The organism is Pandoraea sp. (assembly GCF_004297875.1).
Taxonomy (GTDB): Bacteria; Pseudomonadota; Gammaproteobacteria; order Burkholderiales; family Burkholderiaceae; genus Pandoraea.
The window spans coordinates 1-26,686 of record NZ_SCSK01000061.1 but is presented as its reverse complement, the minus strand read 5'-3'; the positions used below and the strand labels follow the sequence as shown (position 1 = coordinate 26,686).

Below are 26,686 nucleotides of genomic sequence, written 5' to 3'. Positions count from 1 at the left end.
ACCCTGGAGGCCAGGTTCAGGCTAATGCGCACAGGTTGGACCGTTGGGCTTAAAAGAAAAAAATCGATAGCAGTCACAAAGGAGACCTTCCATTGGGTAGATGATCATTACGCTGGCCGGCGCTTTTGCCGGGTCCGGTGATGTCCGTGTTTTCGCAAGCGAACAACGCGGAATACCGTGGCGCCGAGGCGGTTCGCTGGCTGATACGGGGGCGTAGTTGCCGCGACGGTCGCCATGCCGCGATGCGCGGAGTCAATCAAAACACACGGTGTTCCGGTTCGGGGTCAGGACCGTCGGCACGTGCGCGATATTCTCTCGAACATCCGTCCCATCCACCCAGACCGGGCGGCGGGCAACCGTTGCCCCGGCCGATTGCTCTTCGACCCGAACGACGCGGGCCCGACGCCGCATCCGTTGCGCGCCTGCTCGCGCAGTAGCCCTAAGCACGACGGAAGGCAGTATTGGCAGGAAGGAAATTAGGGGCAACACGGGTATGCAATGACGAATAGGCATGGCAAAGTTTTGTAATAACCTCATAAGGGTAATAAGGAGAGACACGATGCTGACTAGAATGGTTACGGGTTTTGTCGCAGCAGCAGTCCTAACAGTCAGTGCGCACGCCGCGCCAGCTGCACCGTCCGAAATAAAAATCGGGACGCTCTATGCTTCTTCGGGCGCTTTCGCGGCGATCTCGATGCCGGTTTACTCCGGCCTCAAATTCTGGGTCGAGCAAAAGAACGCCGAGGGCGGCGTGTTCGTCAAGCCCTACAACAAAAAGATTCCCATCAAGCTGGTCGCTTACGACGATCAGAGCAATACGGCGACTGCCGCCACGCTCTATAACCAGCTGATCACGCAAGACAAGGTCGACCTTCTGGTGGCCGATTCCGGTTCGGTGCTGACCTCGGTGGCGGTGCCGATCGCACGCGAGCACAAGATGCTGCTGATCGACCAGACCGGCACCGGCGCTTCGTTTTTCTCCAAGGACAATCCCTATATCGTGCTGACGGCCGATCCCGTGTCGAGCATCTGGCCGAAGTATGTCGCCGACTTCCTGACCACCGACGGCGCGAAACTGGGTGTCAAGCGCGTGGCGCTGCTGTATGCGACCAACGATTTCACCGGGACGCAGGCCACCGCCGTGCGCAATTTCATCAAGGCGGCCGGCTCGAAGGTCAAGATCGTCTATGACCAGGGCGTGCCGACCAGCACCACCAATTACACGGTGCTGATCAACAACATCAAGGCGACCAATCCTGACGCCGTGGTCGAACTCGGCTATCCCAACAACGATATCGCCTTCCTGCGCAACCTGCAGGACTCCGGGGTGAAGTTCAACTTCGTCTTCAATATCTATTCGGGTCTGGAAACGTCGCACCTGCTCGAGACCGCCGGCGCCAAGGCGATGCAGTACACCTATACGTACGTGACCTCGTCGGTGCTGCACTACAAGCCGGAATTCGGCATGGGGCTGGACGACTACCGCGCCGCATGGGAGAAGAAGAACGCTGGCGGCAAGATCACTTTCGGCTTTAACGCAGTCGCTGGCTATACCACGGGCCTGGTGCTCGAGAATGCGCTGGCGAAAACGCCGAGCATGGATCAACTGGCACTGCGCAAGACCATCGGCGATTTCTCCGGCAAACTCAAGACGCTGGACGGTACTTTCCAGATCGATGAAACAGGCGCGCAGATCGGTGAAATCACGCCGCTGGGCCAGGTCATTCCCGACGGCAAGGGCAGCGTGAAATTCACGGTGGTGTATCCGCCTGAAGTTGCCACTGGCAAACCGATCTATCCGGCGCCGCAGCAATAAACTGGAGCAGTACCCTTGATGACCGTGCCGCGAATGTCTCTCACGGGTAGGCCGGAGGTAGACGGATGCTGACTTATTCGATTACCGCCGGCCTGGTTTTTGGCCTGTATTTCTGCCTGGTGGGGCTGGGGCTGAACCTCGTTTTCGGGGTGATGCGCATCGTCAACCTGGCCCACGGCGATTTTCTGATGCTGGGCGCGTTCTCCGCGTTCTGGCTCTATAGCCTGTTCCACATTCATCCGATCGCGACGGTGCTGATCGTCACGGTCGGTTTCATCGCGCTGGGCATTCCGCTGTATTACCTGCTGGTGCCCCGGCTGCTCAAGGCCAAGGATCCGGAGATGTTGTCGATCATCCTGTTCTTCGGCTTCAGCCAGGTGATCGAGGCGATCACCACGATCGGTTTCGGGCCGAGCGATCGCTCGATTCCCGGGCGGGTGCTGGGCACCGCGCCGATGCATGTACTCGGCCAGAACTTGCCCTCGGCGTGGATCGTCAGTGGAGCGGTCAGCGCGGTGGCCGTGGGATGCCTGTATCTTTACCTCTATCGCACGCGCCTGGGCCGTTTGACGCGCGCAGTGATGGTGCATCGCGACGAAGCGCTGGCCACCGGTATCGACGTGAACCGGGTCTCCGCCATTGCGTTCGGCGTAGGCCTGGCCCTGGCGGCCGTCGGCGGGGTGTTCGCGCCGTTCATGCTGGGCAGCTTCGGCCCGGCCATGGGCGTCGACATCAATATCCAGTCGTTCGCGGTGATAGTGATCGGCTCGCTGGGCAGCCCGATGGGCACGGTGCTGGGCGGCCTGATTTACGGCGTCTCCGAGATGCTGATGCAGACCTACTTCAGCTCGTGGGCCGGCCTGCTGCCTTATGTGCTGCTGATCCTGATCCTGCTGATCCGGCCCAGCGGTTTGTTGGGCAAAAAGGTGCGCAGTGCCTAGCGCTCATCTCCCCCTTATCGACGGTCACATTCATGAGTGCTAAGTTCCTGCGCCATATCCTGCTGGTGCTGGTGCCCGTAGTGGGCGCCGCACTGGTACTGCCGCATGTCTATTCGAATCAGTTGCTGCTGTTCAATTTTCTGGTCTACCTGGTCCTGGCGCAAGGCGTCAATGTGATTTACGGGTTCACCGGGTATCTGCCGTTCGGGTTCGTCGGATTCTTCGGCGCGGGCGCGTATGGTTTCGCGCTGGCAGTGATGCACCTGCACGCATCGCCGCTGGTGGGCATGCTGTTCGGCGCCGCGGCCGCCGTGCTGCTGGGCGTGGTGCTGACGCCGCTGCTGCGGCTGTCCGGCGCTTATTTCGCGATTGCCAATCTGGCCGCCGCACTGGCCGCCTATCAGGTCATCTCCAACCCGAGCCTGGAGTCGCTGACCAAGGGGCCCTATGGCGTGAGCCTGTCCGGGGTGTTCAATCCGCAACTGAGTTATCACATCGGTGTGCTGATCCTGGCCGCCACGCTACTGCTGGTGATCTATCTTCGCAACTCGCGCTTCGGCCTGTCGCTGCAGGCGATCAAGGACGATCCGATCAGCGCGTCGATGGCTGGCGTGGCGGTGGTGCGCGGGCGCACGGTCGCGTGGCTGCTCTCGGCGCTGATTGCCGGATTGATCGGCAGCGATTTCGCCTGGTATGTGTCGGTGTTTTATCCGGAGACGGTGTTCAGCGCCGAGTTCAGCGTGTTCGCGCTGGTGTTCGCCCTGTTCGGCGGTGTCGCGACGGTGACCGGTCCGGTGCTCGGCGTGTTGCTGCTCTATGGGCTGTACAACGCAATCGGCATTTCCACTCCTCAATATTTTCAATTGATCTATGGGGCGCTGATCATGCTGTTGGTGCTGTTCCTGCCCAACGGCCTGACATCCCTCTTACAGCGGCGAGGTGTCGATGTCCCCTGAAGTAATCGACAGGCCGGCATCGGCCGGCTCGGCCAAGGGCGCGCCGCTTTTGGCGGTCAAGCAACTGGTCAAGCGCTTCGGCGGGTTCGTCGCGCTCGACCAGGTGAGCCTGAACGTGCATGCGGGCGAAGTGGTCGGCCTGGTCGGCCCGAACGGCTCGGGCAAGACCACGTGCATCAATGTGATCACCGGTATCTATGCCCCGAGCGGCGGCGCCATCGAGTTCGAGGGACGCGAGATCGGCGGCTTGCCGTCGCACAAGCTGGTGCATGCCGGCATCAACCGAACCTTCCAGATTCCCAAGCCGTTCTTGAGCCTGACGGTGGCGCAGAACGTCGAGATCGCCGCGACCTATGGCGCGCGTGGAGCGGGTGACGCCGATGTGGCGCGCATTCTCGAGATGCTCGATCTTGCCGATCAGGCAGAGCGGCGTGCCGACGAACTCAACAGTATTCAGCAGAAGATGCTCGACCTGGCGCGCGCGCTGGCGACCAAGCCCAAGTTGCTGTGCGTCGATGAACTGGCTGCCGGGCTGAATCCCGGCGAGATGGGGCATGTGGCCGAGCATTTACGCACGATCGCCCGCTCGGGCGTGGCGGTAGTGGTGGTCGAGCACTTGATGGGGTTTCTCGAGGCGGTTACCGATCGCGTGATCGTGCTCAATGCCGGTAAGGAGATTTTCGAGGGCAAGCTGGCCGCCGCAGTGCAGGATCCTCAGGTGGTCGAAGTGTTTCTGGGAACCTCTCATGGCGAGTGAAATTTTCAGTGTGAAGAACCTGCAGGCCGGCTATGGCCGCGTGCAGGTGCTGTGGGGCGCTGACCTGCAGGTCCAGCGCGCCCAGACGGTGGTGCTGCTGGGCGCCAATGGCGCGGGCAAGACCACCCTGATCAAGACCATCATGGGATTGATCAAGCCGTGGCAGGGCGAGATCATTTTCGAGGGGGCCGACCTGACCCACGCGCGCACCGACAAGCGGGTGCGCGCCGGCATTTCCTATATGTCGGAGATCGGTTGCTTTCCGGGGCTGTCGATTGACGAGAACATTCGCATCGGCGGACAGTTCACGCCGGCCGAGCGGCTGCGCGAACGCATGGACGAGCTGTATGACGTTTTCCCGGCCATCGCCACGCGCCGCAAGGCGCTGGCCAGCAGTCTGTCGGGCGGTCAGCGCAAGATGGTCGGCATTGCCAAGGCGCTTGCCGGCGACCCCAAGCTGCTGGTGATGGATGAACCGTCGGCCGGGCTCTCGCCGCTGTTCGTGCAGGAAGTGATCCAGGTGCTTGGCCGATTCCGCAATACCGGCCTGTCATTGCTGATCGCTGAACAGAACATCAAATTTCTCGAGCTGGCCGATCACGTCGTGACGCTCTCGGGCGGGCGGGTCGGTTTCAGCGGCACGGTCGAGGCGCTGCACGCCGACGACGCGCTGCGGCGCGCTTACTTCGGCGTCACCGGGTAAGCCGCCGGGCTTACCCGAACCAGTTCAGCGGCGCTTCGTCCATCAGCGCGATTTGTTCGCGCAATTCCAGAATACGATCCTGCCAATAGCGCTGGGTATTGAACCACGGGAACGCCGCGGGAAAGGCCGGGTCGTCCCAACGGCGCGCGATCCATGCGCTGTAGTGGATCAGACGCAGCGTGCGCAGGGCTTCGATCAGATGCAGCTCGCGCGCATCGAACTCGGCGAAGTCCTGATAGCCATCGAGCACCTCGGCCAATTGGCGCGTCATGTCGGCGCGCTCGCCCGAGAGCAGCATCCATAGATCCTGCATCGCCGGACCCATCCGGCTGTCGTCGAAATCCACGAAATGCGGGCCGGTATCGGTCCATAGCACGTTGCCCGCGTGGCAGTCGCCGTGCAGGCGCAGCGTCGATACGTTGCCCGCGCGCGCGAAGCAGCGATCGACACCTTCGAGAGCCAGATCGACAACGCTGCGCCAGGCCTCGCGCAGATCGGCCGGAATGAAATCGTGTTGCCACAGATAGTCGCGCGGCTCGCTGCCAAAGCTGCGCGAATCGAGCGTGTCGCGGTGAAGGTACGCCGCAGTGCGGCCGACTGCGTGAATGCGTCCAATGAATCGGCCGAGCCAGGCCAGGGTGTCGGGGTCCTGCAGCTCGGGGGCGCGCCCGCCGCGCCGGGGAAAGACGGCGAACTCGAAGGTGCCGTAGCGGTGCAGCGTGCGGCCGTCGAACACCAGCGGCGCGACGACCGGAATTTCGCGCTCGGCCAGTTCCTGCGTGAACGCATGCTCTTCGAGGATCGCCTCGGTGCGCCAGCGATGCGGCCGATAGAACTTGACGACCAGTGGCGCCGCGTCTTCGATGCCCGCCTGATAGACGCGATTTTCGTAACTGTTGAGCGCCAGCAGGCGGCCGTCGCAGCGCACCCCGAGGCTGTCGAGTGCGTCCAGCACGAGCTCGGGCATCAGGGTGGAGAAGGGGTGTGGGGTGGAATCCATGTGCATGGCGCTATTGTGCCCTGCACATGGATGAATTGCTTGACTTACTGGCGTTGCGGGACGAGCGCGACCTTATTTTTTCAGGAGGGTGGCCCAGTCGTGCAGCGATACGAGCAACTGTCGCACGAACTCGCGGGTCGGTTCGTGGATCAGCTTGCCGGCTTCGTCGAAGCGATCCTTGGCGCCGCCGATCATGACTTCCGGCTTGTTGACCAGTTTCAGGTCGAGGAACACGGCCACCTGCCGCAGATGGTATTGCGCCCGGGCGGTGCCGATCGCGCCGGGGCTCACGCCCATGATGGCGGCGGGCTTGCCGGCAAACGGCTGCGCGGGCGGGCGCGAGGCCCAGTCGATGGCATTCTTCAACACGCCGGGTATCGAATAATTGTATTCGGGCGTCACGAACAGCAGCGCGTCGGCGGCATGGATCTGCTTGCGAAAGCGCTCGACCATTTCCGGATAGACGTCGGTGTGCAAGTCTTCATTATAGAGTGGCAGATCCGAGATATCGGCTTTGAGCAGCGTCATGCCCGGCGGTGCGAGTTCAATGGCGGCATCGAGTGCCGCGGTGTTGTATGACCGCTTGCGCAGGCTGCCGGAAATGCCCAGCACGGTGATGGGGGCGTTACTCATGGGGGACCTCATATCGACGGGGAAAGCTATGTGCGATAAGGCTTATCGCGAATCGCTCGACTCTACCATAGGCCGATGGCAGCAGCACATGATGCATGCGTGATGTGCACGGGGTTGACCATCCGGGAGCACGAATGATCGGCGGGCGCAGCCCGATTTTTCAGCACGCCCGATTCCGGCCATACGGAAAAAGGTGATCGGCAAGTTATCAACAAAGTTGTTCAGTGTTTTTGTGGATAAGTGATGGGTTCGTCAAGTTATGCCCATGCCGGACAAGCTTCAATTTTGTGCGGGCGCAGCACGCTCGACGGGGCACGCCGCACAAAAACGGCGCAAGAATTGCGCCGTCGAAACACGGGTGAAGCTAAAAGTGTTATTTGGGGATAACCCGTAGTTGCTTGACATCCAACTCCGCCTTGCCCAGCAATTCCTTGTCGAATTTGCCATTGAGCTCGACCACCGTCTTCTCGTCGATCGGCTGGTGCAACGGAAAATACTTGGGTTTGATTTCTACCCGGATTTCGCCGCTCTGGTCCGCGAACAGATAGTGCTTGTCACCCAGGTGGCGCACGATGCGTCCGCGCAATGTGGCGTATTGATCGTCCTTGCCCTGTTCGAGCAGTTGCTTGACGGTGGTGGCCGGCGCACCGGACGGGCCGGTATAACCGTGCTTCTGCCCCGGGCCGATATATTGCGCGATGGCGGTGGCGCTGAGCAGCGCCAAAGAGGCTGCCGTGATGATTTTTTTCATATGACTCCCAAATATTGCAAGTTCGACACACGGTCGCGGCGGCTGCTTGCCGGGCGCGACCGCGAGCATTTTTGCATAGGCGATGCCCCGATTTACGCGGCGCCGTTGGGGTCTGGCCGGTTTGACGCGGAGAAACAGGCGAATTGGAGTGCGATGATCGCGCGGGAAGCCGCATGGGGCGGCGCTGTGCGCCGGGTGATTGGATGATTCCGAAAAGTAGCCAAGAAAGAGCTGATTGTCGCTGCGAGCGGCATCGATGTCTGCCGGAGCCTGCGAGGTCCAGGCGTCAGTCGGTCGATGTCAGCCGCTCCGGGCGTGTCGGGTGTTTGGGTGTTTGCAGCAGCGCATGGAGCATCGTGCGCGACCGCTTGAGTTGATTGGCCAGCGCCCATGCCTGGGCTTCGGTGGCAAACAGCCCCATCAACAGACGCGCCTCGCCGGCGAAGCCGTCGGTGAATAGGCCGATATTCTTGAGCAGCATCTCGCCGGTGCGCTCGACACTGACCGCATAGTCGCGCGGCGAACGGTAGTGATGAACCACCACGGCAAACGATTTGCTGAGCGCATCCGGCATGTCGGCTCCCTCATGAGTCGTCGGACTTGAGATACAGTTTTCGATTGTAGGCGAAAAAATCGGGGGCGCAGCGCGCGCTTGCGAAGCAGCGTCAAAAAAAGCCCGCGGCAGAGCCGGCGGGCCTGAGGAGAGGGACAGCCGCAATGCTGCGATCAGGCAGCATGCAAGACAGAATTTAGGGCGAGCTTATGACGCCGTCGTGACGGGCATCAGATCAGTGTCGGCAAAGCCTCGACCACCAGCAGTGCGAGCAAGGCGCCGGCAATGGCGCCGACCGCCCTGAGACTGAGTCGGGTGAAACGCGTGGCGACCGGGATCGCGCCGATCAGGATTGCGCCGGCCATGGCCATCGGCAAAAACAGGGTGAGGTCGTACCAATTGAGATGGACCATCTTCGCCTCCTGTCATCAAGCCTTCATTCCAGTATAGGAGGCTGCCGGCAAAACGGGAAAAATTCGTGCCTGCCCGGCGGCGGGAATGCGGCAGTGCGTCATGCCGGTGCCGGCGACGCGAATGGAAAGGCCCATGCGCGGGCATCCCCGCGCATGGGCCTGGGCCCTCTCCGCGCCGGGCCAACCGGCGCAGTCAACCGCGCTGGCTACTTGACCTTGGCATTGATGATTGCGTCGGCGACATTCTTCGGCGCTTCAGCGTAATGCTTGAATTCCATGGTGTAGGTGGCGCGGCCCTGGGTGAGCGAGCGCAGCGAGGTCGAATAGCCGAACATCTCGGCCAGTGGCACCTCGGCGCGCACGATCTTGCCCCCGCCGACCATGTCGTCCATGCCCTGCACGATGCCCCGGCGCGAGCTCAGGTCGCCCATCACGTTGCCCATGAACTCTTCCGGCATTTCCACTTCCACGGCCATCATCGGCTCGAGCAGCACCGGGCTGGCCCGGCGCATGCCTTCCTTGAAGGCCATCGAGCCGGCCATCTTGAACGCGTTTTCGTTCGAGTCGACATCGTGGTACGAACCGAAGAACAGCGTGGCCTTCACGTCCACCACCGGATAGCCGGCCAGCACCCCTGCGTTGAGCGTCTCGCGAATACCCTTGTCGACTGCCGGGATGTATTCGCGCGGCACCACGCCGCCCTTGATCGCGTCGACGAACTCGTAGCCCTTGCCCGGCTCCTGCGGCTCGAGCTTGAGCACCACGTGACCGTACTGGCCGCGCCCGCCCGACTGCTTGACGAACTTGCCCTCGACCTCGTCGCAGCTCTTGCGGATGGTCTCGCGGTAAGCGACTTGCGGCTTGCCCACGGTGGCCTCGACGCCGAACTCGCGGCGCATGCGATCGACCAGGATTTCCAGGTGCAGCTCGCCCATGCCGGAGATGATGGTTTGGCCCGATTCTTCGTCGGTCTTGACGCGGAATGACGGATCTTCCTGCGCCAGGCGATTGAGCGCGATACCCATTTTTTCCTGGTCGGCCTTGGTCTTGGGCTCGACTGCCTGGGAGATCACCGGCTCGGGGAACACCATGCGCTCGAGCACGATGATGTGCTCGGGATCGCACAGCGTGTCGCCGGTGGTCGCCTCCTTGAGGCCAACCGCAGCGGCGATGTCGCCGGCGTGCACGTCCTTGATTTCGACACGCTGGTTCGCGTGCATCTGCAGGATCCGGCCCAGGCGCTCCTTCTTGGACTTGATCGGGTTGTACACGGTGTCGCCCGAATAAATCGACCCCGAATACACGCGAAAGAAGATCAGCTGGCCGACGAACGGATCGGTCATGATCTTGAAGGCCAGCGCGGAGAACTTCTCGTCATCGGTGGCCTTGCGCTGCACTTCCTTGTCGTCTTCGTCGTGCCCAGTGACCGGCGGGACATCGGATGGCGATGGCAGGAAGTCGACCACGGCGTCGAGCATGGCCTGCACGCCCTTGTTTTTGAATGCGCTGCCGCACAGCATCGGTACGATTTCGCAGGCAATCGTGCGCGCGCGCAGCCCCTGTTTGATCTCTGCCTCGGTGAGGGTCTCGCCGTGCAAATATTTTTCGAGTAGCGTCTCGTTGGCTTCGGCCGCGACCTCGATCATTTTTTCGCGCCATTCCTGCGCGGTGTCGAGCAATTCGGCGGGAATATCGACGTATTCGAATTTGACGCCCTGCGAGGCTTCGTCCCAGACGATACCCTTCATCTTGATCAGGTCGACCACGCCACGAAAATGGTCTTCGGCGCCGATCGGAATCTGGACCGGCACCGAATTGCCGCGCAGGCGTTCGTGGATTTGCTTGTTCACGCGAAAGAAGTCGGCGCCCACGCGATCCATCTTGTTGACGAAGGCAATGCGCGGTACCTTGTATTTGTTGGCCTGGCGCCAGACGGTTTCCGATTGCGGCTGCACGCCGCCGACCGAGTCATACACCATGCAGGCGCCGTCGAGCACGCGCATTGAACGCTCCACCTCGATGGTGAAGTCGACGTGCCCCGGTGTGTCGATGATGTTGATGCGGTGCTCGGGGTAGGTGTTGCCCATGCCGCGCCAGAAGCAGGTGGTGGCAGCCGAGGTGATCGTGATGCCGCGTTCCTGTTCCTGCTCCATCCAGTCCATCGTCGCGGCGCCTTCGTGCACCTCGCCCAGCTTGTGATTCACGCCGGTGTAGAACAGGATGCGCTCGGTGGTGGTTGTCTTGCCGGCATCGATGTGGGCGCTGATGCCGATGTTGCGGTAGCGCTCGATGGGGGTTTTTCGAGTCACGATGGGCCTCTCTTGAAGCTGTTGGCAAAAATGGGAGGAGCAACAAATCATACTCCTTTGTCGCACGTCTGGCGGGGGCGTGGCGCGTGCCGGATCAGCTTTCTTCGTGCCACTCGACCTGAGCCCCGACCGAGCGCAGGTTTTCAACGAAACGCGGGTGGGCGCGGCGGATCGGCGCGGCGTTTTTGATCACCGAGCGGCCGTCGATACTGGCGGCGACCATCAGCAAGGCGATTGCCACGCGAATGATATAGGGGCTCTCGACCACCGCCGGGCTCAGCGGCAGGCCGCCGAAGGTCACCAGGCGGTGAGGGTCGGCCAGGAAGACATGGGCGCCGAATTTGGAGAGTTCGACCGACCAGCCCATTGCGCCGTCGTAGACCTTGTTCCAGAACATCGCGCTGCCCTCGGCCTTGACGCCCAGCGAGATGAAAATCGGCAACAGATCGACCGGGAAATAGGGCCACGGCGCTGCCTCGACCTTGGTCAGGATATTCGGTGTGAATGGCTTGCGCACGCGCAACGGGCCGTCCTGTACCGCGCACGACCAGCCGTCGCGGTGGATCACTTCGATGCCGAATTTGCCGAAGGTTCGGTCGATCAGCGGGAATTGCTCCGGGATGGAGTTCTTGACGCTGATCTCGCCGCCGGTGATCGCGCCCAGCGCGAGGAACGTCGTGATCTCGTGGTAATCCTCGCTGAAGGTGAATTCGCCGCCGCCGAAGCGCTCGGCGCCGGCGACCACCAGCTGTGAGGTGCCCAGCCCCTCGATAGAGACGCCGAGCATCGCCATGAAGCGACACAATTCCTGAACATGCGGTTCGCAAGCCGCGTTGGTCAGCCTGGAGGTGCCCGTCGCGGTGGCCGCGCACAGGACGAAGTTTTCGGTGGTGGTGACCGAGGCGTAATCGAGCCAATGCCGGGTGGGGCGCAGCGGGCCGTCGGCGAGGATGAGCAGCGAGCCGTCGGTGCGCTCGATGCGCGCGCCAAAATGCTGCAGGACTTCGACGTGCGGGTCGATTTCGCGCATGCCCAGTGTGCAGCCCTTGACGTTGTCCTCGATGCGGGCGGCGCCGAAGCGCGCCAGCAGCGGCGGCACCAGCATGATCGATGAGCGCATTTCCTCGGGCAGGCGATGCACTTTGGGGTCGAACCGCGTGTCGCGGTGGTGCAACTCGACGATGCCACTGGCGAAATCGGCCAGCACTTCGCTGCCCAGGGCGCGAAAGATATCGAGGATTTTCTTGACGTCGGTAATTTCCGGCACGCCGAGCAGGCGTATCGGCTGGGACGTGAGCAGGGTGGCGCACAGCACCGGCAGCACGGCGTTTTTATTGGCTGACGGCATGATGCGGCCGCGCAGGGGCTGGCCGCCGTGTACTACAAGATTTGTCATGGAAAGACCTTTTCCCGCAAGGCACTGGCGAGCGCGGCCGCCGCGTGCCTGTTGTCATAGCGGCCATATGATACGCCAGGGAAAAGGAGCCGGCAGAGGCTGCGTGAATCGGCGTGGTGAATTCGTCGTTGTTTGGTACTACAATGGATCCGACTATCATTAAAGAACAGTCCATATGGTACGGGGCATGTGGCGAATCAGGAGTCTGCTATGCCTTCGAAACCGACACCTCACACCGCGCCGGCGTCTGCCGCGCACGCCGATCATCCCTTTTTCGATCCGGTCGCCTACGGCAACGGACCCGACGATTCCGTGACCGACGCGACCGAAAACGCCGCGATCACTCACCATTCGCTTGTGCTGGGGGGCCGCACGATACGCTATACCGCGACGGCGGGCCATTTGGTGACCGTTGACCCGAGCAGTTCCAAGCCGGACGCGAAGATGTTTTATGTGGCCTTCACAGCCGACGGCGAGTCGCATACGACGCGGCCGGTCACATTTTTCTACAACGGCGGGCCGGGGTCGTCGGCGGTTTTCGTGTTGCTTGGATCCTACGCACCGATGCGCATCAAGACCTCGATGCCGGGGTTCACGCCGCCGGCGCCCTATGCGATGGAACCGAATCCCGACAGCCTGCTCGATAAAAGCGACCTGGTGTTCATCAATCCGGTCGGCACCGGCTATTCGGCGGCTATCGCGCCGAAGAAGAACCGGGATTTCTGGGGGGTCGACCAGGACGCCGGCTCGATCAAGCAATTCATCAAGCGCTACCTGACGGCCAACGACCGGTGGAATTCGCCCAAATTCATTTATGGCGAATCCTACGGCACTGCCCGCAGCGCGGTACTTGCCTACGCGTTGCACGAGGACGGTGTGGATCTGAACGGCGTGGTACTGCAATCGTCGATCCTCGATTACACGCAGGCAGGCAACCCGATCGGCCTGCTGCCGACGTGCGCAGCCGACGCCTGGTATCACAAGAAAATTTCCGTCAAGCCGGCGCCCAGGGACTTGCCGCATTTCATGGCCGCGGTCGCGCAATTCGCCGCCACCGATTATCTGATGGCGCTGAAGAATTTCCCCACGGCGGCCCCGGCCACGGTACAGAAGCTCAGTGACTATCTGGGCATCAGCCCCCAGACGCTGACCGGCTGGCATCTCAATGTGGGCACCTACAATCACTTGGGCACCCTGCTGTTCCTGGTGACGCTGCTGCAATCGCAGGGGCTTGCCTGCGGCGCCTATGACGGTCGGGTCACCGGCATCGATACCGGCATTGCCGGCAAGGTCGACCCGAATTCCGGCGGCAACGATCCGACCATGACGGCCGTGAGCGGCGTCTACACCGCGATGTGGAACAGCTACCTGAACGATCAGCTCAAGTTCACTTCCAACTCGGCCTTTACCGACCTGAATGACCAAGCGTTCCGTTACTGGGATTTCAGCCACATCGATCCGACCGGCGCGCAAAAAGGCGTGGATGCCAAGGGCAACGTGGTGCTCTACACCGCTGGCGATCTTGCCGCGGCGATGAGCCTGAACGTCGATCTGAAGGTACTGTCGGCCAATGGGTACTATGACGCGGTAACGCCGTTCTATCAAACCACGCTCGACTTGCAGGCGATGCCACTCAAGGACCACGCAGTCAGGGACAACCTCACGGTCAGATACTATCCGTCAGGGCATATGGTCTATCTCGACGGCGGATCCCGCACCGCGCTCAAGGCCGATCTGGTGAACTTCTACGATAGCGCCGCGAACGATCACGCCGCCATGCAGCGCATCCTGAGTCTGCAGGCGCGCCGCCGAGCGCGTTAGCCGGCGCTGCCGCGTCACCGGTCGCGCTCAGACGACGCCGGCGATTTTCTGGCCGTTGGGGCTGCCCAGGCCGGTACAGGCGTCCCAGCCCGGTGCGGCGGCGAATTCGCCATTATTTCCCTGGGTAATGTCGTTGAGCACCCCGGGATGCTGGTACAGAATTGGATTCAGATACCCGAGCGGTTTGCCCAGCGACGCGTTCAGGCGGGCGATCAGGCCGGCCCACAGGGGCGCGACGGCACTGGTGCCGCCAACGATCGCCGCTTGCGCGTCGACCACGATGTCATAGCCGCTTGCCGGGCTGGCGTCGCCCGCCACATCGGGCACGCCGCGCTGGGCCAACGCTTGGGTCGTGCCATCGGTGGCCGTAACCTGCAAGCCCTCCTGCCAGGAGGGCAGGGCAAAGGCGGCGCTCACGCCGCCGCCCGACGCGCCGCCGCCGGCGCCATCGTTCCACACCGACTCCGTATCGCGCCGATTGGCGCTGGCTTGCAGCCGGGTGCCGCCGCAGGCGAGCACATGCGGGCTGGACGCGGGAAAGTCGACTTGCGGGCTGCCGTTGCCGGGGCTGCCGCTCGATCCGCTGTCGCCGGAGGCAGCACACACCGTGACGCCCATCGCGGCGGCCGCTTGCAGTGCCCGATCGAAAACGTCGAGCGATTGCCGCGTCCAGGCCGCTTCGGGGCCGCCCCAACTGATCGAGATGACGGTCGGCCGGTGCGTGGTGTCGTGAACCGCGGCGCTGACCGCGTTGAAAAAGCCGGCTTCGGTGTTCGGTGCGAAATACAGGACGATATGTGCCTCGGGTGCGATGGCGCCGGCGATTTCGACGTCGAGCGTCACCTCGCCGTCGGGACCATTGGGGTCGCCCGTCGGGCTGTTGGTGGCCTGATCTACCGACACCGCAGTAACTTGTGGCGGTGTGATGCCCAATTGCGAGAAGTAAGTGGTCAGGTCGTTGGCATTGACGCCGCCGCCCAGTTCGATCAGCGCGATCGTCTGCCCTTTGCCGGCGCCGGCCGGAAATTGATAAATCGACGCCAGTTCGAGCGGCGTGAAGCCGGCGGCACTGCGAGCCGCCGGTTGCAACCTGAAGTGCGTTCTGGCCAGCGGGAGATCTTCCAGGCCAAGCACCGCTTCGACCACGGTTTTGAGGTGTTGGGGCAAATGCACCGGACCGATTCTGCCGCGATACGATTTGCCCTCGTGTTCGATTTTCTGCAAATCGATCTCGAAGGCATGATTGAACTGCGCGACTGTGCCCGACAGAACCATCGTGCGTTGTGCCGCGTCTCTGCGCACCACCTGCAGGCCTTCGCCTGCGGCAAACTGTTCCACCGCGGCAAAGTCATCCGCGGCGGCGCTGTATTGGGCCGCGTAGGCCTCGCGCGTAAGCGCGGGCGGACGTCGAGCGACGTCGTGCAGGGCGTCGAGATGACGCGCGAAGGCGTCCTGCGCAGGCTGGCGCACGACCAGTGTGACTTCAAAGCGCGCGCTCGGATCGGCCCTGCCGACGCAGCGCGCGCCGGGAGGGCAGGTTTGCTCGCTACCGGGCAGCAGAAAGGTTGGCATATTAAGCATCCCTATCGAAGATGAAGGTGATCCGTTCAGCTTAGATCAAACCGATCGTACCCGCCAAGCTTGAAAAATTTGCTTACATTCACCTGCTGTGCCTGCCGTTCGTATCTTGACGATAAAACAATGAATTGCTTGCGTGGCACGGCCGCGGCAGTTGAGTACCGACGGGGCGGTTCGCTAGCATGCGGCACTCGACATTGACACCGTGGATTCGAAACATGGAACGATACAGCTACAGTTGCCCTGGCCAGCGTGCACGAAAGGCCGGGCCGCATAACGAAACACGCTACCTGACGGGATTATGGTTGCGGCAATCCAATCGGCGCGCAGTGATCAACGCCAGATTGCTGGTCACCGCTGGCGCGGGGGCCGAGATGGTCATGGTTACGGCCAATGCGGTCACTGGCATGCAGAGACGACAGTGGCGTTATGCGGTGCGCGACCTGGCGGGTTCCTGTCGGATCGAAACCGACGCGCAGGGGAGCTTGCTCACTCACGAGACATTTTATCCATTCGGCGGCACAGCGGCGTGGGGGTGCGCCAGCCCGGGCGACGCAGCCCGGAAATGTCGACGCTACTGCGGCAAAGAGCGCGATGCGAGCGGTCTGCACGATTACGGCTATCGTTCATACGGCGCTTGGCTGGGACGGTGGGTCAGCGCGGATCCGGCCGGCGCGTCAGACGGCTTGAACCTGTTTGCCTTCGTGCACAATAACCCGGTCTCGAGCAGGGACCGGGATGGACGGATGACGGAGCCGGCAAACGACGATGCCGTTCCCGCCCGCGAGAATGAGGCGGTGTTGTGGCTGGCCGTCAAGGATCGCTTGACGGCCAGCGCGGCAGCCAAATACCGTGAAAACTTCACGCGCTCGCCGTCCGCATCTATCGAGTTCCCGAAACTCACCCGGCGTCTGGCAAAATGGGCGAACCTGAGCCCGCCGCTGATGTTGGTGCATTCGGTCCGCCACAACGACGGCGCGTTGTTCGAGCAGCCGGCCGAGACGGCGCTGGCGCAATGGGACGTGGTCAGCACTTCGCTGATGGATCTCTCCCGCATCGGCGAATTTTCCGATAGGCTCATCGCGGCATGGGATGTGCATACCCGAGACACCGGTGCCATTGCCGACATTAACTTCGTGCTTGAGGTCCCGCCGCAAAATATCCTTGGAACCCATGACCGCGACGTGTATTTCCCCAATCATGCCGGCGTCGATCCGGGGACGCATGCTGTTTTTGAGCCCCACGCGCTGGCGGATGCAATTCGCGGAGGATTCGATAAGAACGACGATCGGAGTGTTCAACGCTACAACATCATCAAGAGTCCGAACGCGATACTGAGAACGTCGCCACGCCATCAGTACAATGAAATCCTGGTGGTCGGTCGGCCGGGCGTCAGTCTGCACGCCGACTTCAAACCGACCGAGCCGATTCGTGTGACCAGGCTGGTCGTCGCGCCGCGGCACCGGGCCGGCGATTCGCGACGCGAGCGAGACGCACGGCAGCTTCTGATGGCGACGGTCGACCGCTTGCGAGCGGTCAATCCTGGCTTGCCGGTCAGGCTGATCGGCTAGGGTCCGGGCGTGGCGCAGCGGCGGCGGGGCGGCACGCAGTGCCACGTGAGTGCCGCCAGCATGGCAAATGCGGCATAGGCGACAGTGAATACCCACGGCGGGAATTGGTAATACAGCAGGCGACTGACCCAGTATTGGATGAATCCCGCCTGCCCCATGGCGCCTTGCCGCAGGTGATCTTCCAGCACGGTCAGCGGACAGGGCAGGCCCGCCAGTGCCAGCAGCGCAACCGTGCCGATGGCCAGCAAATGAACGAGCCGGAACAGCGGCTGCCGCACCCACGCCCAGCGCAGCGCGGCGCCGATCCAGATCATCGCGAGCGAGCCGACGATGAAGAGCGCGATCAGCGCATGGAGTACCAGCACGACATTGGCCAGCCCGGTCATCGTGCGTGCCGCAATGGGTAGCGGGCGAGCGGCGGGTGGCGGCCTACTTTTTCGACTTGTTCAGTTGCACGCTCAATTCGCGCGCCGTTTCCAGCAGGCCTTCATAGCCGGATTTGACATGTGCCGGCAAGTCCGGGTCGCCCACCAGTACGCCGAGCGTCTCGGTCAAGCTGAACAGAATACCCTTGGCCGCACTCACGGCGATGTTGCCCGAGTTGAGTGCTTGACTGATATGGTTGAGCGCCGCGCCGAAGTGCTCCTGTTGAAGATCGTCGTCTTGCGGCTTTTGGGGAGCGTCATTGGTCATGATGCGTGCCTGGTCTTGATGGGGCTGCGGGATGCAGCGCGTTACATTCGATTCTAGCAGGGCCGCAAGGGCCGGGGCAGTGATCCGCGTCATGCCGCCTAATGATCGGCCGCGGCCGCCACATGTGTTACCCGGCGAGTGGTACGCATCAGAATCAGCAGTGGCATCGACGCGAGGGTGAGCACGAACAGCAGCTTGAAGTCATCGACATAACCGATCATCGACGCTTGCCGCGTGACTTCCGCATTCAGCGCCGCCAGACCGGAAGCGGTGTGAATATTCCAGGCGCCGGGCAGTGCATTGGGCTGGGCGAGCGGGTTATACGCGGTGATGTGCTCGGCAAGCGATGCGTGGGCGACTTGCGTGTTGCGGGTCAATTCCGTTTGCACGAACGAGATGCCGATGCTGCTGCCGATATTTCTGCTCAAACTGTAGATCGACGTGCCCTCGCCACGCAACTGTGGATCGAGTGTCGAGAAACTCGCGGTGGTCAGCGGCACGGAGATCAGCCCGATCCCCAGGCCCTGCAGGAAACCCGACCAGACGACGGTGCCTTCGCCCATGGCCAGGTTGTACCCCGACATCTGCCAAAGCGAGAAGGCAGCGACCGCAAAGCCGACGCCGACCAGATCGCGGGCCTTGATAGGGCCGACCAGGCGTCCGGCGAGTACCATCGCCAGCATCGAGCCGGCACCGCTGGGCGCCGTGGCCAGCCCCGCATCCAATACCGAGTAGTGCATCAGATTTTGCAGCAGCGGCGGCAGGAGCGCGCGCGTGGCGTAGAGTACGGCGCCCATCACGAAGTAAATGCAGCAGCCGATGATGAAATTCCGATCGCGCGCCAGCGCGCGGTTGAAGAATGACGTCGTCTCGACAGTCAGCGTGTGCCCGAGAAAAAAGGCGAATGCGATCAGCGCGCACAGCGACTCGATCCAGATTTCCACAGATCCGAACCAGTCCTGCACCTCGCCCCGGTCGAGGAACAACTGCAGCGCGCCGATGGCGATGCTCAGCGTCGCGAAGCCGAACAGATCGAGCTTGCGCGGCGAAAGCCGGGTCTCCGTCATGAAGGCGAGGATCCCGAAGAACGCCAGCAGCCCGATGGGCACGTTGACGTAGAACACCCAGCGCCAGTTGTAATTGTCCGTCAGCCAGCCGCCCAGCGCGGGCCCGAGAATGGGCCCCAGCGTGACGCCGGTGCCCCACAGCCCCATCGCCTGGCCGTGCTTTGCCGGCGGGTTGATGTCGAGCATCACCGCCTGCGAAAGTGGCACCAGGGCTGCGCCACACAGGCCCTGCAGCAGGCGCGCCACGACGATCTGGAGCAGCGAGATCGATATGCCGCAAGCGATCGAGGTGGCGGTGAAGCCCGCCACCGATATCAGGAAAATGCGCTTGCGGCCAAAACGTCCGGCCAGCCAGCCGGTCAGCGGCGTGCCGATGGCCGCCGCAACGATATAGGAGGTCAGCACCCAGGTGATCTGGTCCTGCGTGGCAGACAGGCTACCCTGCATATGTGGCAAGGCGACGTTGGCGATCGTGCTGTCGAGCACCTGCATGATCGTCGCGAGCATTACCGAGGCCGTGACGAAAGCGTGGGCTTTGGGGGCCAGGCGAACCTGTGCGGCGTGGGCGGCGGACATGGCGCGCAGACTCGCCTCAGGCCCCGCGCAGGAAGGCGCGGACGTCGTATTGGGCGCCGGCGGTGGGCATCAGTGCAGCGTCGCCGCCGGGTCGTCGGCGCACACGGACTCGGGAACTTCACGCTGCAGGATCATGGCGTCCGCATTGAGCGGCGGTGGGCGGCGGTGTGGTTTGAAGACGGGATCACCCTTGCGGATCGGCGCGCCGCTCAGGGCACATAGACCGTTGGTGGCGGCTTTGCCGAGCCGCCAGATTTGCTCGCCGTAGTGGCATCGACGCGCGTCGCTCCAGTTGACCACCAGCACGCCCGGGCGAGGGCGCTCCAGCAACCGGACGCGGCGCCCCGCCGCGGGCACAAGCCGGTCATTGGCGTTATGCATCATCGCTCACCTCTTTCATATCATGCGCTCACTCGCCTTGCCGGCTCGCGCGTTGCCGCGACACGGCCCGGATCGGGGAGGGACCCGGGTACCGGGCCGAAGGCCGCAAACTTCAGACTTGCGGCGTCGAGCCATTTGGGTAAAATGCGAGGGAGACTCATATTTTGAGAGCCATAATATGACTAGCCCTCATATATTGTCAAGGCACCCCAAAGTGCCGCGACAGGAGCGCGGCGAGCGGCGTGTTGCCGATCTGCTCGGTGCGGCCGAGCAGCTTTTCGCCACGGCAGGTTACGATGCCACGACAATGAGCGCGATCGCCAAGCAAGCCGGTGCCTCGATCGGTTCGCTGTATCAGTTTTTTCCGAGCAAGGAGAGTATCGGCAGCGCTTTGTTGCACCGCTATATGGACGAATTGGGCGAGCGGCTCGCCCAATGGCAGACGACTCTGCCCATTTCGCTCGACGCATTCGGGCAGGAGCTGATCACTGTCGTGTACGACTACCTGTCGCAGCGGCCGGCGTGCCGCGTGCTGGCGGAGACGCCGTCGCTGGTGCCAAAGTCGTATCGCATGGAAAAGTTGTCGATAAGCGTGCAGATGCTGCTGGCCAGATTTGCGCCCGAGATGAAAGAAGCCGAGCTCGCGCCGATCGCGCTGGCAGCGTCGATGATGGTACGCGCGGCGATGCAGGGTAGCCGCCTGCTCGACGAGGCCCGAGGCAAGTCGCTGCGGCACGAAATGCAGCAGGCGCTGGGCGGCTATCTGGTCGCGCGCTTGGGGTCGCAGGTCGTGCCGGAGCAGACCTGCGGACGTAACGCACGTTGACGGGCGGGTATCAGACAACCATGGGCGAATTCGCCTGCGCGCGGCGTGCGGCGATAAAACGTGCCCGCCCGGGTTTGAGCACCAAGATCGCCAACACCGCTGCACCCAGGTCGAGGGCGATCGCACTGCCGAATACCGGCATCCAACTGCCCGCATGTTGGTGCAGCAGTGCCGCGAGCGGGCCGCCGAAGACCGCGCCGATACCCTGGGCGATGTAAAGCCAGCCGTAATTCGCCGTCGCATAGCGTGTGCCGAAGGTGTCGGTCAGCGTCGATGGAAACAGCGAGAAGATCTCACCCCAGCCGAAAAACACGACACCGGAGAGCAGCACGAAAATGAGCGGATCCGAGCGCGTGAGCAGCCACAGCGTCATGGCGACGCCTTCCAGGGCGAAGGCGAAGCACATGGTATTTTCACGTCCGGCGCGATCGGAGATCCAGCCGAACAGCGGGCGCGTGATGCCATTGGTGAAGCGGTCGATGGTGAGCGCCAGCGGCAGCGCGGCGAGCCCGAACACAGTAGCTTTGCCCACACCGAAGTCGTGCGCGAAGGTGGCCATTTGCGAGATGACCATCAGGCCGGAAGTCGACATCATGCACATCATCACGAACATCAGCCAGAAAATCGGTGTCTTCAGCATATGCGCCGGCTGCATGTCGAGTGGGTCGGCGGCGCCTCGGTCCACCGCCGCCGGGGCCGCGCCGCGCGGCACGCTCAGGCCCTGGGATGCAACGAAACCGATCAGTGCGAAGGCAATGCCGAAGATCCACAGCGTCGCGTCCAGGCCGCGCGTATGCAGCGAAGTCGATACCGGAAAAGTGGTGATGATCGCGCCGAAGCCGTAGCCGGCCGCCACCGCGCCAGCGGCGAAGCCGCGTTGCGCCGGAAACCATCGCACCATCAGGCCAATCACGCCGACGTAGACGATGCCGGTGCCTAAGCCGCCCACCACGCCATAGGCCAGATACAGCATCATCGCACTGGTGGCTTGGGCGGCGAGCACCCAGCTCAGGCCGGACAGCACGGTACCCACGGAAATCAGCAGCCGCGGGCCGAAACGGTCAATGAGCGAGCCTTGGAAGGGCGAAAAGAAGGTTTGAAGAATAATCAATAGCGAGAACGCGACCTGCACTTCCGGCAAGGTGATGCCGAGCTTGGTGCTCAGCGGATGCGTCATCAGCGTCCAGACATATTGCGGGCTCGAGATCGCCATCATGCAGACAAGCCCAAGCACGAGTTGGCCCCAGCGACTGTGGATGACCGAGGGGGCAATACTTGGGATCTGACTCTCTAGCGGTTGCGACGTGGTATTCATCAATGCTCTCCAAGGACATTTGCCCGAGCGGCGTGAACCGCACCGGAGAGTGCGAGGCCGCTCATGGTTTGAAAAAGCCGGCGACGGAATACCTCGGGATGCAGGTATGCCGTATATCAGGCATTGTCGTCAGCAGCAAAAAATGTGCCGGGGAGGTCAATGCCCGGGGGCATTGACGATTTCGATTGCGCGGCCTTGGGTTGCCGATCGCCGCAAGCGGGATGGATGACGCGACGGGACTCGCGCGATGCGTTCTGATGGTGCCGGGGGATCGCAGTGGTGCGTGGGTGTGGGCGCATCGCACAGCGGTGGTGCTATGCGATGTATCGCGGCGTCGCTTTGCCTTGGCGGGTCCGACGGTTTGGCTGGCTACCAGCGAGCGCCGAACGTCGCGCGCAACTCGTCGATCTGCGCGTCGCTCAGCGGTGCCGGACGCGGGGTCGTGGTGAGCCAGAGCCGGGCGGTTTCCTCGAGTTCTTCGAGCGCCCAAGCCGCCGCCGAGACGCTTTTGCCCCACATGACCGGCCCGAGCCGCTCGAGTAGCACGCCGCGTACTTCGGCCGCCAGCGATCGCACCTGCTCGGCCACACGCGGATCGCCCGGGCGTCTGTACGGAATCAGCGGAATGTGCCCGACTTTCATCACCTGGTATGGCGTGATCGGCGGCAGCACGTCATCGGTCTGCCATACGCCGGCCAGCGTGAGCGCAACCAGATGCGTCGAGTGCGTATGCACGACACCATGGATCGCCGGGTCGCTATCGTAGACGGCGCGATGCAGCGCGAGCGTTTTCGACGGCGCGTCGCCGCTCACCCAGCGCCCGTCGCAATCCACTTTGGCGACTTTCGCCGGATCGAGGTGGCCCAGGCAGGCATCGGTCGGCGTGATCAGCCAGCCGTCCTCGAGCCGGGCGCTGATGTTGCCTGCCGAGCCGACCGTATAGCGGCGCCCGTAAAGGTCTGCGCCGATCCGCGCGATTTCTTCGCGCACGCGGTTTTCGTCGTTACGTGCCGAGGCTGGCTTGCTCATTGAGCGATCTCCGCGTGGGTATCCAACAATGCCAGGGCCTTGCTGAAAAAATCTTCGGTGCCGAAGTTGCCTGATTTCAAGGCAAGCGCGAGCGGATCGGCGCCGAGCGATACCGTCCATGGCACGCCAGGGTCGATCTGCGGCCCGATCTGCAACGCGCGCACGCCGAGCGCGTTGACCACCGCGCCGGAGGTCTCGCCGCCGGCGACGACAAAGCGTCGCACCCCCATCTCGAAAAGCCGTCGGGCAATGCCCGCCAGCGCCTGTTCGACCAGTTCGCCCGACGCGGCCGCGCCGAGCTGGCGTTGCACTGCGTCGACCTCTTGCGGTGAACCCGTGGCGTAGAAGAGGGCCGGTCCGCTATCGAACTGGCGCTGCGCAAATGCCACGGCCTCGTCGGCGACCGGCTGGCCATGCGCCAGCGCGAACGGATCGATCCGAAATGCCGGCCTGCCAAGGCCGATCCAGTGGGCCACCTGGGCTTGCGTTGCGCGCGAGCAGCTGCCGCACAGCACGGCAGATGACAGCCCGACGGCGGGCAGGCGCTGTGCCTGATCGGCCATGGGCAGCAGCCCGGCGCGCGAGAAATTGCCCGGCAGGCCGAGCGCGAGGCCGGAGCCGCCGGTGAGCAATATATCGTCCGCACATGCGGTGCCCAGCGTGTATAGATCTTCGTCGGAGATCGCATCGGCGATGGCCAGGCGCACGCCGTCGGCCATGAGCGACGCGCGCGTGGCGCGCACCGCCTCGACGCCGCGCTGGATCGCGTCGTAGCGCAGCAGTCCGACTTTGGCGGCGGTTTGCCGTTGCAGCACGCGTACCAGATTGGCGTCGGTCATGGGCGTGAGCGGGTGGTTCTGCATGCCCGATTCATTGAGCGGTGCGTCGCCGACGAACAGGTGCCCCCGATAGACAGTGCGTCCGTTCTCGGGAAACGCCGGGCAGGCGATCGCGAATGGCGCGTCGAGCGCGGCCATCAATGCCTCGGTGACGGGGCCGATATTGCCCTCGTCGGTTGAATCGAAAGTGGAGCAGTATTTGAAATAAAACTGCCGGCAGCCGAGCTTGCGCAGCCATGCAAGCGCGGCGAGCGATTCGGCCACCGCCTGGGTGCGCGGCGCGGTGCGAGACTTGAGTGCGACCACCACGGCTTCGGCCTGGGCCTCGAGCGGTCCGGCCGGCACGCCGATGGTCTGGACAGTGCGCATGCCGCCGCGCACGAGCATATTGGCCAGATCGGTCGCTCCGGTGAAATCGTCGGCGATGCAGCCCAGCAGTACGGAAGATTTTGTCATGGTCGCATTACCCGAGGCGGGCCGCTCAGAGGGGGGTGTCGGCGTTGCTTCGGATAAACGCGCGCACCACGTCGTCGAAGCTCGTATCGGCCACGAAGCCAAGCGCACGCGCGTAGTCGGCCGAGAAGTTGCCGGGCCACGAGTTGACGATTCGCTCGACGGCCGGGTCGGGCTCGAAACGTACCCGATCGGCCGCTGCGCCGCCTGCGACGCGCCGCAACGACTCGAGCATCTCGCCAACCGTCACCGACAGGCCGGGCAGGTTGATCACCCGGCCGCCGCTCAGTTGTGCGGCGAGCAGTTCATGGCCGTGCAGCAGATTGTCGATGGCGCGCTCGGGCGAGATCAGCCACATCGGTGTTTGCGGTGCGACCGGGCAAACCGCCTCAACGCCGTTGATCGGCTCGCGAATAATGCCGCTGGCGAAACTCGAGGCGGCGCGATTCGGCTTGCCGGGGCGCACCACCACGGTCGGCATGCGCAGGCTGCGACCGTCGACGTATCCGCGTCGGCTGTAATCGGCCAGCAGCAGATCGGCCAGCGCCTTTTCGGTGCCGTAGGAGCTTTGCGGCGCCCACACGTGCGTGTCTTCGACGGTGCGCGGCAAGGCGCCCCCGAATACCGCCACCGAGCTCGTCATGACCAATCGCGCGCCCGTGCCGAGCGCGCGAATGCGCTCGAGCAGCGCGCGCGTTGCGTCGAAGTTGACGCGCATGCCGAGATCGAAATCCTGTTCGGCCTGGCCCGAGACGATTGCCGCGAGGTGGAACACGCTGGCGGTGTCCGGCCCGATCAGGCGCTCGAGCTGGACTGTATCGGCGATGTCGCCTGACAGAGCCTGCACTCGGGGATCGTCGATACCGGTGACCGGGGCGACGTCGAACGCGCTGATTTTTTCGATACGCTGCCGCTGCCCGTGCGGGTCATGCAGTTCACCGCGTTCGAGCAGCGCCTTGATCAGCCGCTTGCCGAGAAAGCCCGCCGCACCCGTGACCACGATGTTCATTTGTGTCTCCTTGCAAGGCGCGATGACGCACTGCCCTAAGTTGTATGATGATCTTATCTTATGTTCGGATCGTCGGCAAACATACGGCGCGGCGAGACTGGCGTGTTAGCGTTGTGCGGCGTTCCGGGTGCCACGGCGGGCCGGCGCGACCAGCGGCTCGGCGGCGGCCCCGCCATGTTCGGCCCAGAATGCCGCATCGGCCTCGCGGATGCGCCGGCCGGCATTGTCGATGTGCTTGACGACGGCGCGCCGCGCCGCCACCACATCCTGGGCGGCGATCGCCTCATAGATTGCGTTGTGCTCCTCGCGTACCGCGTTGGAAAAATCGTCGCGCCGTGCTTCGTTGGAACGCGTAATGCCGATCGCCGTATGAATGAAGTGGCTCAGATACTCCAGCAGTGGCGGGTACAGCGGGTTGCCGGTTGCGTGGGAGATGGCGATATGAAAAGCCAGATCTTCGTCGACCCCGTCTCGTTGCTGCTTGACGGCCTTGTCGATCGCGCCCAGCGCGCGCCGAATCGCAGCAAGCTGGGCGCGGGTACGGCGCTGTGCGGCGAGCGCGGCGGCCTCGGCCTCGATGCCGCGACGCAGCTCGGTCACGCGCAGCACCGCTTCGATCGAGTGCTGCGTGTCGATATCGAGTCGAAACGCCGTGGCGCTGTTCGGCTCGCGCACCACCGTGCCGCTGCCTTGCCGCACCTCGACGAGCCCGTCGGACTTGAGCCGCGAGATCGCCTCGCGCACGACCGTGCGGCTCACGCCGAAGCGCTCGCAGATCGCCTGTTCGGGCGGCAGCCTCATGCCCGGGGGAAATTCGCCGGCCCTGATTTTTTCCAGCAGCACCGCGGTGACGCGGTCGGCGAGTGTGCCTGCCGGCGCTATCCTGGGGGCATCGAATTCGATCGCCGGCTGGGGCGAGGCGTTCGGCGGAGAGCTGTTGGCGCGGCTGGAAGATGGCTTTTTCATCAGCTGACGATACCATGCACGGAACGTATGGTCATCATACAAATGATGCCGATCGCACGGAGCGTGGCCGGCGATGGGGCAGCGCGGCTGAGCCGCGATGGAATGAGGGAAAGCGCGCGGCTGCGATGCATTTGGCAGTGCGTTGGCGGGCCGCGCAGGCAGGGCCAGCCCGGTTGCGCCGCCACAAATGAAAAAGGGTTTCCGATCATTTCGGAAACCCTTTTGTATTCTGGTGGGGCGTGAGTGGCTCGAACACTCGACCTACGGATTAAGAGTCCAAATATGTCAACCCATAAAAATCAAATACTTAGGTGTTGACGGTTTTCCGCAATTT

At 63.1% G+C, this 26,686-nt stretch carries 25 protein-coding genes; 8 read left to right on the top strand and 17 right to left on the bottom strand.

The features are described 5' to 3' along the window. Window positions 1-559 precede the first annotated feature (559 nt). The 5 genes from EPN80_RS17440 to EPN80_RS17420 all read left to right on the top strand — a co-directional run bounded on the left by EPN80_RS17440 (window position 560) and on the right by EPN80_RS17420 (window position 5,173). Complete coding sequence (locus tag EPN80_RS17440; protein ID WP_366929096.1) at window positions 560-1,816, top strand: amino acid ABC transporter substrate-binding protein; 1,257 nt, start codon at window positions 560-562, stop codon at window positions 1,814-1,816. Window positions 1,817-1,881: 65 nt separating this feature from the next. After that, window positions 1,882-2,757 (top strand): branched-chain amino acid ABC transporter permease, encoded by an 876-nt coding sequence (locus EPN80_RS17435; RefSeq protein WP_293030204.1) that lies wholly within the window; start codon window positions 1,882-1,884, stop codon window positions 2,755-2,757. A 32-nt stretch (window positions 2,758-2,789) separates the two neighbouring features. Next, entirely contained in the window at window positions 2,790-3,713 is a 924-nt protein-coding gene (locus EPN80_RS17430; protein WP_293030201.1) for a branched-chain amino acid ABC transporter permease, read from the top strand. Then, a complete protein-coding gene (locus tag EPN80_RS17425) occupies window positions 3,703-4,470 on the top strand; it encodes an ABC transporter ATP-binding protein (RefSeq protein ID WP_293030198.1) in 768 nt (255 codons plus the stop codon). Before EPN80_RS17430 ends, EPN80_RS17425 begins: the two co-directional genes overlap by 11 nt. Further along, complete coding sequence (locus tag EPN80_RS17420) at window positions 4,460-5,173, top strand: ABC transporter ATP-binding protein (RefSeq protein ID WP_293030195.1); 714 nt, start codon at window positions 4,460-4,462, stop codon at window positions 5,171-5,173. Before EPN80_RS17425 ends, EPN80_RS17420 begins: the two co-directional genes overlap by 11 nt. 10 nt (window positions 5,174-5,183) lie before the next feature. Here the strand turns inward: EPN80_RS17420 and EPN80_RS17415 are convergent, their stop codons facing one another. From EPN80_RS17415 to EPN80_RS17385, 7 genes are all read right to left on the bottom strand, one after another. Continuing rightward, a complete protein-coding gene (locus tag EPN80_RS17415; protein ID WP_293030192.1) occupies window positions 5,184-6,179 on the bottom strand; it encodes a serine/threonine protein kinase in 996 nt (331 codons plus the stop codon). Between the two features lie 66 nt (window positions 6,180-6,245). Then, the gene (locus EPN80_RS17410) at window positions 6,246-6,806 is read right to left on the bottom strand and encodes an NADPH-dependent FMN reductase (RefSeq protein ID WP_293030189.1); all 561 of its coding nucleotides are present in this window, start codon (window positions 6,804-6,806) and stop codon (window positions 6,246-6,248) included. A gap of 373 nt (window positions 6,807-7,179) precedes the next feature. Beyond that, window positions 7,180-7,557 (bottom strand): NirD/YgiW/YdeI family stress tolerance protein, encoded by a 378-nt coding sequence (locus EPN80_RS17405; protein WP_293030186.1) that lies wholly within the window; start codon window positions 7,555-7,557, stop codon window positions 7,180-7,182. 286 nt (window positions 7,558-7,843) lie between these two features. Beyond that, window positions 7,844-8,131: a hypothetical protein gene (locus EPN80_RS17400; protein WP_293030183.1), complete on the bottom strand. Its 288-nt coding sequence runs from the start codon at window positions 8,129-8,131 to the stop codon at window positions 7,844-7,846. Between the two features lie 209 nt (window positions 8,132-8,340). Next, window positions 8,341-8,523, bottom strand: coding sequence for a hypothetical protein (locus tag EPN80_RS17395; protein ID WP_293030180.1), 183 nt, complete (start codon window positions 8,521-8,523; stop codon window positions 8,341-8,343). A gap of 206 nt (window positions 8,524-8,729) precedes the next feature. Then, window positions 8,730-10,832 carry an elongation factor G gene (fusA, locus tag EPN80_RS17390; protein ID WP_293030177.1) on the bottom strand — a complete coding sequence of 701 codons (2,103 nt, stop codon included), beginning with the start codon at window positions 10,830-10,832 and terminating at the stop codon, window positions 8,730-8,732. Between the two features lie 94 nt (window positions 10,833-10,926). Further along, a complete protein-coding gene (locus EPN80_RS17385) occupies window positions 10,927-12,228 on the bottom strand; it encodes a UDP-N-acetylglucosamine 1-carboxyvinyltransferase (protein WP_293030174.1) in 1,302 nt (433 codons plus the stop codon). Window positions 12,229-12,417: 189 nt separating this feature from the next. Between EPN80_RS17385 and EPN80_RS17380 the strand changes: the two genes are divergently transcribed. Then, on the top strand, window positions 12,418-14,049 hold the full coding sequence (locus tag EPN80_RS17380) for a peptidase S1 (RefSeq protein WP_293030171.1): 1,632 nt from the start codon (window positions 12,418-12,420) through the stop codon (window positions 14,047-14,049). A gap of 27 nt (window positions 14,050-14,076) precedes the next feature. On the opposite strand, the gene EPN80_RS17375 is transcribed toward EPN80_RS17380, so the two are convergent. Beyond that, entirely contained in the window at window positions 14,077-15,621 is a 1,545-nt protein-coding gene (locus EPN80_RS17375) for a S53 family peptidase (protein WP_293030168.1), read from the bottom strand. 224 nt (window positions 15,622-15,845) lie between these two features. On the opposite strand from EPN80_RS17375, the gene EPN80_RS17370 reads away from it, so the two are divergent. Then, window positions 15,846-17,198 (top strand): RHS repeat-associated core domain-containing protein, encoded by a 1,353-nt coding sequence (locus EPN80_RS17370; RefSeq protein WP_293030165.1) that lies wholly within the window; start codon window positions 15,846-15,848, stop codon window positions 17,196-17,198. On the opposite strand, the gene EPN80_RS17365 is transcribed toward EPN80_RS17370, so the two are convergent. The 4 genes from EPN80_RS17365 to EPN80_RS17350 all read right to left on the bottom strand — a co-directional run bounded on the left by EPN80_RS17365 (window position 17,195) and on the right by EPN80_RS17350 (window position 19,918). After that, window positions 17,195-17,584, bottom strand: coding sequence for a DUF2784 domain-containing protein (locus EPN80_RS17365; protein ID WP_293030162.1), 390 nt, complete (start codon window positions 17,582-17,584; stop codon window positions 17,195-17,197). The genes EPN80_RS17370 and EPN80_RS17365 overlap by 4 nt on opposite strands. Window positions 17,585-17,627: 43 nt before the next feature. Further along, window positions 17,628-17,891 carry a hypothetical protein gene (locus tag EPN80_RS17360; RefSeq protein ID WP_293030159.1) on the bottom strand — a complete coding sequence of 88 codons (264 nt, stop codon included), beginning with the start codon at window positions 17,889-17,891 and terminating at the stop codon, window positions 17,628-17,630. A 98-nt stretch (window positions 17,892-17,989) separates the two neighbouring features. Continuing rightward, entirely contained in the window at window positions 17,990-19,534 is a 1,545-nt protein-coding gene (locus tag EPN80_RS17355) for a DHA2 family efflux MFS transporter permease subunit (RefSeq protein ID WP_293030156.1), read from the bottom strand. Window positions 19,535-19,603: 69 nt separating this feature from the next. Further along, window positions 19,604-19,918: a DUF3331 domain-containing protein gene (locus EPN80_RS17350; RefSeq protein ID WP_293030153.1), complete on the bottom strand. Its 315-nt coding sequence runs from the start codon at window positions 19,916-19,918 to the stop codon at window positions 19,604-19,606. A 175-nt stretch (window positions 19,919-20,093) separates the two neighbouring features. On the opposite strand from EPN80_RS17350, the gene EPN80_RS17345 reads away from it, so the two are divergent. Further along, window positions 20,094-20,741: a TetR/AcrR family transcriptional regulator gene (locus EPN80_RS17345; protein WP_293030150.1), complete on the top strand. Its 648-nt coding sequence runs from the start codon at window positions 20,094-20,096 to the stop codon at window positions 20,739-20,741. A gap of 10 nt (window positions 20,742-20,751) precedes the next feature. Here EPN80_RS17345 and oxlT read toward each other — a convergent pair whose 3' ends face one another. The 5 genes from oxlT to EPN80_RS17320 form a co-directional block, all read right to left on the bottom strand. Then, window positions 20,752-22,056: an oxalate/formate MFS antiporter gene (gene oxlT, locus EPN80_RS17340; protein ID WP_293030147.1), complete on the bottom strand. Its 1,305-nt coding sequence runs from the start codon at window positions 22,054-22,056 to the stop codon at window positions 20,752-20,754. 369 nt (window positions 22,057-22,425) lie between these two features. After that, window positions 22,426-23,085 carry an aldolase gene (locus EPN80_RS17335; RefSeq protein ID WP_293030144.1) on the bottom strand — a complete coding sequence of 220 codons (660 nt, stop codon included), beginning with the start codon at window positions 23,083-23,085 and terminating at the stop codon, window positions 22,426-22,428. Continuing rightward, window positions 23,082-24,380, bottom strand: a complete 1,299-nt coding sequence (otnK, locus tag EPN80_RS17330) for a 3-oxo-tetronate kinase (RefSeq protein ID WP_293030141.1) — start codon at window positions 24,378-24,380, stop codon at window positions 23,082-23,084. Before otnK ends, EPN80_RS17335 begins: the two co-directional genes overlap by 4 nt. Before the next feature lie 25 nt (window positions 24,381-24,405). After that, the gene (denD, locus tag EPN80_RS17325; protein WP_293030138.1) at window positions 24,406-25,386 is read right to left on the bottom strand and encodes a D-erythronate dehydrogenase; all 981 of its coding nucleotides are present in this window, start codon (window positions 25,384-25,386) and stop codon (window positions 24,406-24,408) included. Between the two features lie 105 nt (window positions 25,387-25,491). Further along, a complete protein-coding gene (locus EPN80_RS17320) occupies window positions 25,492-26,352 on the bottom strand; it encodes a FadR/GntR family transcriptional regulator (protein WP_293030135.1) in 861 nt (286 codons plus the stop codon). Window positions 26,353-26,686 lie beyond the last annotated feature (334 nt).

Coding starts and splice junctions, on each gene's coding strand:
- EPN80_RS17440 (WP_366929096.1), top strand. CDS start 560: ATGCTGACTAGAATGGTTACGGGTTTTGTCGCAGCAGCAGTCCTAACA.
- EPN80_RS17435 (WP_293030204.1), top strand. CDS start 1,882: ATGCTGACTTATTCGATTACCGCCGGCCTGGTTTTTGGCCTGTATTTC.
- EPN80_RS17430 (WP_293030201.1), top strand. CDS start 2,790: ATGAGTGCTAAGTTCCTGCGCCATATCCTGCTGGTGCTGGTGCCCGTA.
- EPN80_RS17425 (WP_293030198.1), top strand. CDS start 3,703: ATGTCCCCTGAAGTAATCGACAGGCCGGCATCGGCCGGCTCGGCCAAG.
- EPN80_RS17420 (WP_293030195.1), top strand. CDS start 4,460: ATGGCGAGTGAAATTTTCAGTGTGAAGAACCTGCAGGCCGGCTATGGC.
- EPN80_RS17415 (WP_293030192.1), bottom strand. CDS start 6,179: ATGCACATGGATTCCACCCCACACCCCTTCTCCACCCTGATGCCCGAG.
- EPN80_RS17410 (WP_293030189.1), bottom strand. CDS start 6,806: ATGAGTAACGCCCCCATCACCGTGCTGGGCATTTCCGGCAGCCTGCGC.
- EPN80_RS17405 (WP_293030186.1), bottom strand. CDS start 7,557: ATGAAAAAAATCATCACGGCAGCCTCTTTGGCGCTGCTCAGCGCCACC.
- EPN80_RS17400 (WP_293030183.1), bottom strand. CDS start 8,131: ATGCCGGATGCGCTCAGCAAATCGTTTGCCGTGGTGGTTCATCACTAC.
- EPN80_RS17395 (WP_293030180.1), bottom strand. CDS start 8,523: ATGGTCCATCTCAATTGGTACGACCTCACCCTGTTTTTGCCGATGGCC.
- EPN80_RS17385 (WP_293030174.1), bottom strand. CDS start 12,228: ATGACAAATCTTGTAGTACACGGCGGCCAGCCCCTGCGCGGCCGCATC.
- EPN80_RS17375 (WP_293030168.1), bottom strand. CDS start 15,621: ATGCCAACCTTTCTGCTGCCCGGTAGCGAGCAAACCTGCCCTCCCGGC.
- EPN80_RS17370 (WP_293030165.1), top strand. CDS start 15,846: ATGGAACGATACAGCTACAGTTGCCCTGGCCAGCGTGCACGAAAGGCC.
- EPN80_RS17365 (WP_293030162.1), bottom strand. CDS start 17,584: ATGACCGGGCTGGCCAATGTCGTGCTGGTACTCCATGCGCTGATCGCG.
- EPN80_RS17360 (WP_293030159.1), bottom strand. CDS start 17,891: ATGACCAATGACGCTCCCCAAAAGCCGCAAGACGACGATCTTCAACAG.
- EPN80_RS17355 (WP_293030156.1), bottom strand. CDS start 19,534: ATGTCCGCCGCCCACGCCGCACAGGTTCGCCTGGCCCCCAAAGCCCAC.
- EPN80_RS17350 (WP_293030153.1), bottom strand. CDS start 19,918: ATGATGCATAACGCCAATGACCGGCTTGTGCCCGCGGCGGGGCGCCGC.
- EPN80_RS17345 (WP_293030150.1), top strand. CDS start 20,094: ATGACTAGCCCTCATATATTGTCAAGGCACCCCAAAGTGCCGCGACAG.
- oxlT (WP_293030147.1), bottom strand. CDS start 22,056: ATGAATACCACGTCGCAACCGCTAGAGAGTCAGATCCCAAGTATTGCC.
- EPN80_RS17335 (WP_293030144.1), bottom strand. CDS start 23,085: ATGAGCAAGCCAGCCTCGGCACGTAACGACGAAAACCGCGTGCGCGAA.
- otnK (WP_293030141.1), bottom strand. CDS start 24,380: ATGACAAAATCTTCCGTACTGCTGGGCTGCATCGCCGACGATTTCACC.
- denD (WP_293030138.1), bottom strand. CDS start 25,386: ATGAACATCGTGGTCACGGGTGCGGCGGGCTTTCTCGGCAAGCGGCTG.
- EPN80_RS17320 (WP_293030135.1), bottom strand. CDS start 26,352: ATGAAAAAGCCATCTTCCAGCCGCGCCAACAGCTCTCCGCCGAACGCC.